General features: G+C 75.3%; 4 protein-coding genes and 3 tRNA genes. 6 read left to right on the top strand and 1 reads right to left on the bottom strand.

Features of this window, described 5'->3' with window-relative positions; all coding sequences use genetic code 11:
- A partial coding sequence (locus ACFWPT_RS03875) for a PAS domain-containing protein (RefSeq protein WP_380479335.1) occupies positions 1-2,449 on the bottom strand: 2,449 nt, incomplete at its 3' end.
- 178 nt (positions 2,450-2,627) lie between these two features.
- Here ACFWPT_RS03875 and ACFWPT_RS03870 point away from each other — a divergent pair.
- The 6 genes from ACFWPT_RS03870 (at position 2,628) to ACFWPT_RS03845 (ending at position 8,947) form a co-directional block, all read left to right on the top strand.
- Positions 2,628-2,718: transfer RNA gene (locus tag ACFWPT_RS03870), tRNA-Ser, on the top strand.
- A 223-nt stretch (positions 2,719-2,941) separates the two neighbouring features.
- Positions 2,942-3,017 (top strand) — tRNA-Arg (locus tag ACFWPT_RS03865).
- 31 nt (positions 3,018-3,048) lie between these two features.
- Positions 3,049-3,124 (top strand) — tRNA-Arg (locus tag ACFWPT_RS03860).
- 278 nt (positions 3,125-3,402) lie between these two features.
- Positions 3,403-6,468 (top strand): Ig-like domain-containing protein, encoded by a 3,066-nt coding sequence (locus tag ACFWPT_RS03855; RefSeq protein ID WP_380479332.1) that lies wholly within the window; start codon positions 3,403-3,405, stop codon positions 6,466-6,468.
- 257 nt (positions 6,469-6,725) lie between these two features.
- Positions 6,726-7,937, top strand: a complete 1,212-nt coding sequence (locus tag ACFWPT_RS03850) for an SPFH domain-containing protein (protein WP_380479330.1) — start codon at positions 6,726-6,728, stop codon at positions 7,935-7,937.
- Positions 7,934-8,947, top strand: coding sequence for a C40 family peptidase (locus ACFWPT_RS03845; RefSeq protein ID WP_380374556.1), 1,014 nt, complete (start codon positions 7,934-7,936; stop codon positions 8,945-8,947). The genes ACFWPT_RS03850 and ACFWPT_RS03845 overlap by 4 nt, the downstream gene beginning before the upstream one ends.
- Positions 8,948-9,068 lie beyond the last annotated feature (121 nt).

Here is a 9,068-nt window from a genome sequence, read left to right as displayed (position 1 = left end):
CCTGCGGGGTCTGGTCGGACGGCGCGGTCGGGGCCTCCTGGCCGGGGCCGGGCGGCACGGCCAGCCGGCGACGGCGGCCGGTCGGCGCGGCGGCGGGCTCGGGCTGCGCGGGTGCCGGGCCGGCCGGCAGGGCGTGCTCCAGGCCGGGGTACACCGGGGTGTCGGGGGCGCCGGGGAGGGCGAAGCCGCCGGAGGAGTCCTCGGTGGGGGGCAGGGCGCGGCGCCGACGGGGCTTGGTCTCGGCGCCGTCGGCGGCCGGGGCGCCTTCTGCGGTGGGCGTGCCGCCCGCCGGGGTGCCGTCGGCGGGGGCGGCACCGGTGCCGGGGCCGAGTGCGAGCGGTTCACGCCCGCCGGTCCGGTGCTGCTGCGGGCGCTCGCCCTCGACGGGGACGGCGTAGGCCGGGCCGGAGCGGCCGTCGTCCTTGCCCCAGGGGTCGCGCTGCGCGCCGTCCGGACCGGCCAGTCCCTGGCGGCCGTACGCGGGGTCGTTGCCGGTGCCGTTCCACTGTTCGGGGACGGCCCGCTCGATCCGGGCGGGGGCGTTCGGCCACTGGTCGGCGGGGGCGTCGGGGGCGGTCCGGGCCGGGGGCGCGGGTTCCTCGGCGGCGGGGCGGCCACGGCGGCCGCGCCGCTCGGCGGCGGGTTCCTCGGCGGGCTGCTCCGCCGCCGCGGCCGGGGTCTCGCGGTCGGGCTGCTCGCCGCCGTCGGCGACCGGCTCGGCGTCCTCGCCGCTGCTGGGCAGCTGCGGGATGCCCGGCAGGTCGGGCAGGACGGCGCTGTCGCCCTCCTTGGGCCGGTCGGAGCGGCGGCCCTCGGCGGCCGCGCGCTCGGCGGCGGCCTTCGCGGCGGCCGGGTCCAACGGCAGCTCGACGACGTACGTGGTGCCGGCCTTGCCGGGCAGCTCGTGCGGCTGGAGCACGCCACCGTGGCGCTCGACCACCGCGCGGGCTATCGGCAGGTGGACGGGGCTGCCGCCGAGGCCGGGCCCGCGGATCTCGACCCGGGCGACCTCGCCGCGCTGGGCGGCGGCCAGGACGACGGTCGGCGGCTCGCCGCCGGAGGGCAGCGCGGCGGGCGTGCCGGGGGCGGCCAGGCCGGGGGAGGGGGCGGTCGGGGCGTCCAGGGCGAGGCCGATGCCGCTGACGTCGGCGACCAGGTGGGCCAGCGCCTGGGCGAGCCGGCGTTCGTCGGCGATCACCTCGACGGCGGCGGCGTGCACCGAGAACCGCACCCGGCCCGGGCCGACCAGCTCGCCGGCCGCCTCGACGGCCTGGCGGACCACCTTGTCCAGGGCGACGGGCACCCGCCGCTCGGTCGGCTTGCGGCCGTCCTTGCCGTCCTTGTTGTCCTTGCCGTCCTTCGCGTCCGGGCCGTCCGCCGGGGCGGCCTCGCCGGCCTCGGAGCGCTGGTGCGCGAGCACGCCGTCGATCAGCCGGCTGAACCGGCGGCACTCGTCGGCGAGCCGGCGCAGCGTCCAGTTGGCCTCCGGCCACAGCTGCCCGGCCGGGTCGGCGGCGAGCGCGTCCAGCCGCTCGTTCAGCGCGGACAGCGCGCCGCCGAGTTCGCTCTCCAGGACGGCGGTGAGGTGTTCGTTGCGGGCGACCAGGGCGAGTTCGCGGCTGCGGTCGGTGAAGGTCATCACCGCGCCGACCAGCTGGTCGCCGTCCCGCACCGGCGCGGTGGTGAGGTCGACGGTGACCGGGCGGCCGTCCTTGCGCCACAGCACGGTGCCGCGCACCCGGTGCTTGCGCCCGGAGGTCAGGGTGTCCAGCAGCGCGGACTCCTCCAGCGCCAGCGGGGTGCCGTCGGCCCGGGAGTGCTGGATCAGCGGGTGCAGTTCGCGCCCGCCCAGCTCGCTCGCCCGGTACTCCAGGATGTGCGCGGCGGCCGGGTTGACCAGCACGCAGCGGCCTTCGAGGTCGACGCCGAGCACGCCCTCGGCGGCGGCGCGCAGGATCATCTCGGTCTGCTTGTGCTGGCGGCGCAGCTCGGCCTCGACGCCGAGCCGGCTGGAGAGGTCGCGGACCAGCAGCAGGAGCAGGTCGCTCGCGGAGGACGGGCGGGACCGCTCGCGGTACGGGTCGTACGAGGTGAGCCCGTAGCCGCGGCCCTCGCCGGTGCCGTCGTCGGGGAAGTCGTTGCCGGAGACCTCGACCGGGAAGCTGGTGCCGTCGGTGCGCCGGGCGGTCATCCGGACCGGGCGGTCGGGTTCGTCGCCGTCGCGGGCGGCCGGGCGCATCGAGCCGGGGATCCGACTGGGGTCGAACTCGGGCAGGAGGTCCAGCACGCCCATGCCGACCAGCGAGGTGCCGGGCGTCTGGAGCGCGTGGACTGCCGCGCTGTTGGCGTCCACGACGGTGCCGTTGCTGTTCACCAGCAACAACGCGTCGGGCAGGGCGTCGAGTATGGCGGCGAGGCGAGCAGCGCCTCGGATCGGCCTGCTGCTCACGTCGACAGGTCTCCTCGGCTCAGGGCAGCTCCTCCGGAGACGGCAGTATCTCATTCTTCTTTGCGGCGGGGTCGACCCGCCTAGTAACGTGGGCGGTGGTTGGTGCCGAACCCCACGGTTGTGGCATCATCTCAGGCACACGGAACGGGTCCGCTCACGCGGACGTGGTCCCTGTGGAGGAGGCTTCGCCTAGTCCGGTCTATGGCGCCGCACTGCTAATGCGGTTTCGGGGTTATTCCTGATCGAGGGTTCAAATCCCTCAGCCTCCGCAGCCGGAAAGCCCCGTCGACGATCTTGTCGGCGGGGCTTTCGGCATCTCCGGGGCGGTTCCGGGCCCGCCCCGCCGACCTGCTCCGCAGGCCGGGGCCGCCGGGGGCCCGAGCGGCCTCCAGGGGGTCGGCCCGGGGGCAGGGAGCAATCGATTTCGTCCCGCGTCGCAGGTCATGTAATGTTGTCCCCGCAACGCCCCGCTGGCACTGTTCATCAGGGCGAGCGCTCATAGCTCAACGGATAGAGCACTTGACTACGGATCAAGAGGTTGCAGGTTCGAATCCTGCTGAGCGCACCAATCTCCGCAAGATCGGGTTCGCCCGTTCCTTGCGCTCATAGCTCAACGGATAGAGCACTTGACTACGGATCAAGAGGTTGCAGGTTCGAATCCTGCTGAGCGCACCAGTGAGAAGCCCCCGGCCACCGGCCGGGGGCTTCTCCCGTTTCCGGGCCCGGACGAGGGCGCCGGGTGCCGCGTCCGTTCTGGATTGCGGGCCTAATGGATGAAATGCATCTGTTTCGGGTATATCCCGTCCTGCCGCTCGGATGGCCGCCAAACGGGTGGGACCCGGCCATAAGCGCAGGTGTCGCAGTATGACCGGCTCAGGATCGTGATTCCTTTTTGTCAGATCTTGTGCCCAGACTGCCCGGCACCCCGGCAGCCGACCGCGAAGGAGAGCCGGATGGGCCGACAGTTTCCCCGCACGGCCGCCGCCCTGACCGTCCTCGTGGCCGGGCTGCTGACCGGCTGGAACGCCCCACTCTCGGTGGCCCAGCAGTCCCCTGACGCCTGGTCGGGGGAACGCCGGGCGGTCCTGCCCTCCGGCCTCTCCGTCCAACTCGAATTCGCCGCCACCCCGGGCACCGAGGTGGCCGCCGCGGCCGGCGAACTGGCCGACCGCCCCGGCGGGGGGCGTGCGGCCGGGCCGTACACGGACGGAATGCACCCCGGAAACCCCGCGCAGACCTTCAGCGTCACCGAGAACCGCCCGCAGGCGGACGGATCCTGGCGCACCGTCGGAACGCTCCGGCTCGCCTTCTCCCGACCGGTCCGCAATCCCCGGCTGCACCTCAGCGGACTGGTCGCGCTCGCCACCGGGAAGTCCGGCACCACCAGCACCGCGGCCCGGCTGACCCTCACCGGCGGCTCACCCTCCGCCCCCACCCTGGTCAACCGCACCGACTGGCCCGGCTGGACGGTCGACGCCAACGCCCTCGCACCCGTCGGCGCCGACGGCAGCTCCGACGGCGCGGCCGGCTCCGCCTCCGAGGGCACCCTGGAACTCGCCGGCACCCTGCGCACCGCGGTCTTCCGGGTCGAGCAGCGCTCCACCGCCCGGGCCGGCAGCACCACCGCCCCGCCCGTCCTGCGCCAGGCGTACACCGTCACCGTCGACGAGGACCTCGGCACCGCCCCGCAGAACTACGGCAACGCCTCGCACGTGCTCTCCGACCTGTTCCTCGGCGCGGACGCCGCCAACCCGGCGCACCGCACCCGACCCCGGTCCGCCGACGACCCGGGCACGGCCGACCGGTCGACCGGCGAGCCGCTGGTCCAGCTCGACCACGGGGCCGGCCGGCGCAGCGTCTTCGCCAGCCCGCCGCCGCCCAAGCTCCAGCCCGGCCGCGCCGAGTACCAGGGCGCCGACCCGTCGATCAGCTTCCCCACCGAGGCCGCGATCGGCCGCTACTACCGGCTCACCGTCCCGGTGGCGGTCGGCGACCAGCCCGCGACCCTGGCCGGCTGGATCGACTTCGACCACAGCGGGCGCTTCGACCCCGCCGAGCGGGTGCAGACCGAGATCCCGGCCGGCGCCGACACCGCGACCCTGGAATGGACCGTCCCGACCGGCGCCGCCTCCGGCGACACCTGGGCCCGGCTGCGGATCGCCCGCGACGCCAGCCAACTCGTCCCCTCCGGCGGCTTCGCCGACTCCGGGCAGGTCGCCGACCAGCGGATCAAACTGACCGTCGGCGCCGCCCGGCCCGAGGTCGCCGAACCCGTCGACGGCGCCGTCCTCGCCGAGGCCCGCCCACGGATCCACGGCGACGGAGCGGTCGCCGGCGCCTCGGTGGAGATCCGGGACGGCGACGCCACGGCCTGCCGGGCCCGGGTCGAGCGCGGCGGCGACTGGTCCTGCCGGCCCGACGGAGCGCTCACCGCAGGCCCGCACGCCCTCACCCCGGTCGAGATCACCAGCGGTGGTGTGGTGCTGCGCGGCGACGCCGTCCGGGTCACCGTGAAGACGGCACCGCCCGCACCGCCCGTCCTCACCCTCCCGGAGTACACCAACGACCCGGGGATCCAGCTCACCGGCACCGGCGAGGCGGGCAGCACCGTCGCGGTCACCGACCAGGCCGCCGAACTCTGCCGCAGCGCCGTCCGGGCGGACGGCCAGTGGTCCTGCCTGCCGGTCGAGAACCTGGTGGACGGGCGCCACCTGCTCACCCCCGTCGCGGTCGACGAGGCCGGGAACCGGACGGCCGGGCAGGCGGTCGCGCTGGTCGTCGACACCGTCCCGCCGGACAAGCCGGTGCTCGGCTCGCCGGCCGCCGGGGAGACCCTGCGGGTCAGCCGGCCGACGTTCACCGGGCGGGCCGAGCCGGGCTCGAAGGTGCTGGTCACAGCGCGGGCGGGCGGCTCGGCGGCCTCGGGGCCGGGTTCGGCTCCGGCTTCGGGCTCGGGTTCGGTCTCGGGTTCGGGTGCGGGCGAGCGGACGGTGCTGTGCGGGGTGACGGCGGCGCTCGACGGCAGCTGGACCTGCACCGCCAACCGGGACCTGACGGACGGGCAACAGTGGCTGGTTGTCACGGCGACCGACCTGGCGGGGAACGGGGCGGCGGCGGATGCGGTGCCGGTGCGCGTCGCGGCGGCGCCGAGCCCGTCGGCTTCGGCATCGGCTTCGGCATCGGCGTCGACTCCTGCGGCGCCGAGCTCGGGGGCGTCGGTTCCCGCGCGGCCCAGCCCCGCAGTCTCGGTGCCGACCGTGCCGAGCCCGTCGGCGTCGGTGTCGGTGTCGGCGTCGGTACCGGTCGGGCCGAGCCCGAGTGTGGCGGTGCCGGTGTTGCCCTCGGCCGGTGCTTCCGCGCCGGTGGCCTCCTCCGTACCGTCCCGTCCCGCGACGTCGCCCACGTCCACGTCCACGTCCAAACCCACGTCCACGCCTTCGAGCCCGGTCACCTCGTCGCCGAGCCCGGTTGTGGGGGCGACGCCCGTTGCATCCGTGCTCGCGCCGGCGCCGGCGGGGCTGCTGCCGATCGCCGTTCCGGCGGTCGCCCGGCCACCGGCGGCGGTGGCCGGGTCGTCCGCTGCTTCAGTCACCCCCACTGTCCCGACCGTCCGGATCGCCCCCACCACCACCTCCGCCGGTTCCGTACCTCCGACGCTCCGTACCGTTCCGTCCCTGGGCGCCAGCCCGTCCCGGGCGGCCGTCGGCGTCATGGCGTCGCCACCGTCACCGTCACTGACACCACATCTGACACCGCCTCCGCCTCCGTCACCGCCACCGTCATCGACGCCGGTGGCGGCCGAACCGCTCGGGTCCGCCGGGGAGGATGCCGGGCCGCTGCCGGCGCCGCCGAGCGCGTCGCCCGTGGGGGCGGCCGCGGAGGCCTCGCAGGCGGCGGCCGCGCGGTCCACCGCGAGCGGCTGGCGCGGTGGGGTCGCCGGTGGCCTGCTGGTGCTCGCCGGGATCGGGCTGATCACCCGCCGGGTGTTCGCCCGTGGTGACGGTGTCCGGCGGCGCTGACCTGCGCTGAACCATCCCGACCATCCGTTCATGTGCCTGCGCGTCAGGTCGGCTTCGGACGATTCGTCAGCAAATGTCGACACACCTCATCATAAATGTCGCATTTGATGACGTATGAACTTAGCCTGATCTTGGCACTGCCCGTCAGATCCGGGCCGCCCGTTGCGCGACACACCGACCCCGAGGATCCGTGCATGGACGTCACCCGCGATTCTTCGCAGCGACCCGACCACCTGCCCCAGGTACTCCCACCGACCTTGCCGGAACGTTCCGCCTCCGGCGCCAGCCCGCTGGCCACGGCCACGGCCGTCAAGACGGCCAAGCCGCTCGGCCCGGTCGACGGCGGCCCCGCGACCACTCCGCTGGTCGTCGTCCCCGGCCCGGCCACCGGCGCCTCCGCCGACCTGCGCGATCCGCTGGAGGCGGCCGCCCCGGCGACCGTCGAGATCCCGGAAACCACCCAGGTCGGCGCCCCCACGGCCGCCACCTCCCGCCGCCCCCCGCGCGCCGACCAGGCGGTCCGCGAGCACGGCGCCACCGCCCTGCCCGGCTGGATCGCCCTGCTGGTGGTGCTGGTCGGCGTGGCAGGCGTGCTGCTGATGCTGCTGCGCGACGGCGTCATCCCGTACTGGGACGCGCTGCCCGACCTGCGCAGCGCCGCCGCGCAGGCGAGCGGCCAGGCCGAGGTGGACGCCAAGTCGGTCGCCGCGGTCAGCGCGGTCGGCCTGCTCGTGGTGTTCGCGCTCGCCGGGCTGCTGGCCAACGCGGGCGGCGAGACCCGGGTGCTGACCCGCTGGGGCCGCTACCGGGGCACCGTCCGCCGCACCGGCCTGGTCTGGGTCAACCCGCTGCTGCGCCGGCGCCGGGTGGACGTGCGGCTGCGGCACTGGCGCAGCGAGCCGGTCAAGGCGGTCGACCGGACCGGCACGCCGATCGTCGTCCGGCTGCTGATCGTCTGGCGGGTCAAGGACACCGCGCGGGCGCTGCTGGCGATCGAGGACCACGAGAGCTACCTGCGCGAGCAGGTCCAGGCGGTGCTCACCCGCACCGCGTCCATCCTGCCGTGCGACAGCAACGCGGCGCCCGGGCCCGCGCTGCGGGACGGGCAGTGGTTCGCCGACGAGCTGACCAGAGCACTGGCCGCCGAGGTCGCCCCGGCGGGCCTGGAGGTCTACTCGGCGCAGCCGCTGGCGCTGGACTACGCGCCCGAGGTCGCCGAGTCGATGCGCCGCCGTCGGCTGGCCGACCTGGACGCGGGCCTGCGGACGGTGCTGGTGGACGACGCGGTCGAGGCGGCGGCGCTTGCCGTCCGGCGACTGGAGCGCGCCACCGCCCACGAATTGGACGAGGCCGCCCGCAGCGCGCTGATGGAGCAGCTGCTGGTCGCCTTCGTCGCCCCGGCCGGAGTGGCCGCCTCGGTACCGCCCCCGGCCGCACGGGCCGGGCGGAAGGAAGGACGACCCGCATGAGGATAGCCACCGGCGCGTACGCCGATCCCGGCCTCGACCTCGACGCCGATTTCGACGCCGCCCTCGACCGGGGCCTGATCGGCTTCGAGGAGAGCACCGGCAGCATCCCCGCGATCGCGGGCTGCGGCTGCCCGAACTGCGCGGCCCGGCCGCACACCGCCCGCCCCGCGACGGCGACCGGCGGCAGCCGAATACACCGCGCCGTGCGGAGTACCTGCCTGGCCACCACCGTGCTGGCGGGCGCCGGCGTGGTCGGCCTGACGGCCGGTGCCGGGTCCGCGCACGCGGCGGCCGGGAAGCAGGGCTGGGACGGGTCGAAGTACTGGTTCAAGAACGGCGCCGGCGAGTGGCGGTGGACCAGCCACTACGACGTCTACGCGAACCGCACCGGCCAGTCCGGCGGCTCGGGCGGCTCCGGCGGTGCCAGCGGCAAGGCGGCCGCCGTGTCCAACGGTTCGGCCTCCTCCTCCGGACTGCGCCAGGGCTGGGACGGGTCGAAGTACTGGTTCAAGAACAGCGGCGGCGAGTGGCGGTGGACCAGCCACTACGACGTCTACGCGAACCGCACCGGCCAGTCCGGCGGCGGCGCGGATCCCGCTCCCGCCCGGCCCGCGGCCACGCCGTCGGCGGACCAGGCACCGGCTTCCGGCAGCGTGGAGTCGGCCATCGACTACGCGCTCGCCCAGCTGGGCAAGCCGTACGTCTGGGGCGGCAACGGCCCGTCCGGCTACGACTGCTCGGGGCTCGTCCAGCAGGCCTACCGGCGTAGCGGGATCAGCCTGCCGCGGGTGGCCGACGACCAGTACGCGGCCACCACGCCGATCAGCGCGGGGCAACTGCGCCGCGGTGACCTGGTGTTCTGGTCGGACAGCGGCCGGGCCTCCGGGATCCACCACGTGGGGATCTACCTGGGTGGCGGCAAGTTCGTCGAGGCGCCCAGGCCCGGCAAGACGGTCCGGGTGTCCACCCTCAACTCGGGCTACTACCCGACCCACTTCGGGCGGCCGTAGCGCCGGGGCGCACCGGGCCCCCGACAGCACACCGCTGTCGGGGGCCCGAAGCAGGACCTGGTCGTCCCCGCGGAGGGAACGGGTGCGCAGTTCGGGCCCGATCTGCCAATCGGCCGGTGCG

This window comes from Kitasatospora sp. NPDC058478 (genome assembly GCF_042720345.1).
In the GTDB taxonomy this organism is placed as follows: Bacteria; Actinomycetota; Actinomycetes; order Streptomycetales; family Streptomycetaceae; genus Kitasatospora.
Note: the sequence above shows the minus strand (reverse complement) of the source record. Positions and strands in the feature narration are given on the sequence as shown.

What these genes read in the sequence shown, in the direction of transcription:
- ACFWPT_RS03845 (WP_380374556.1), top strand. Translation starts at nt 7,934, where the DNA reads ATGAGGATAGCCACCGGCGCGTACGCCGATCCCGGCCTCGACCTCGAC.
- ACFWPT_RS03855 (WP_380479332.1), top strand. Translation starts at nt 3,403, where the DNA reads ATGGGCCGACAGTTTCCCCGCACGGCCGCCGCCCTGACCGTCCTCGTG.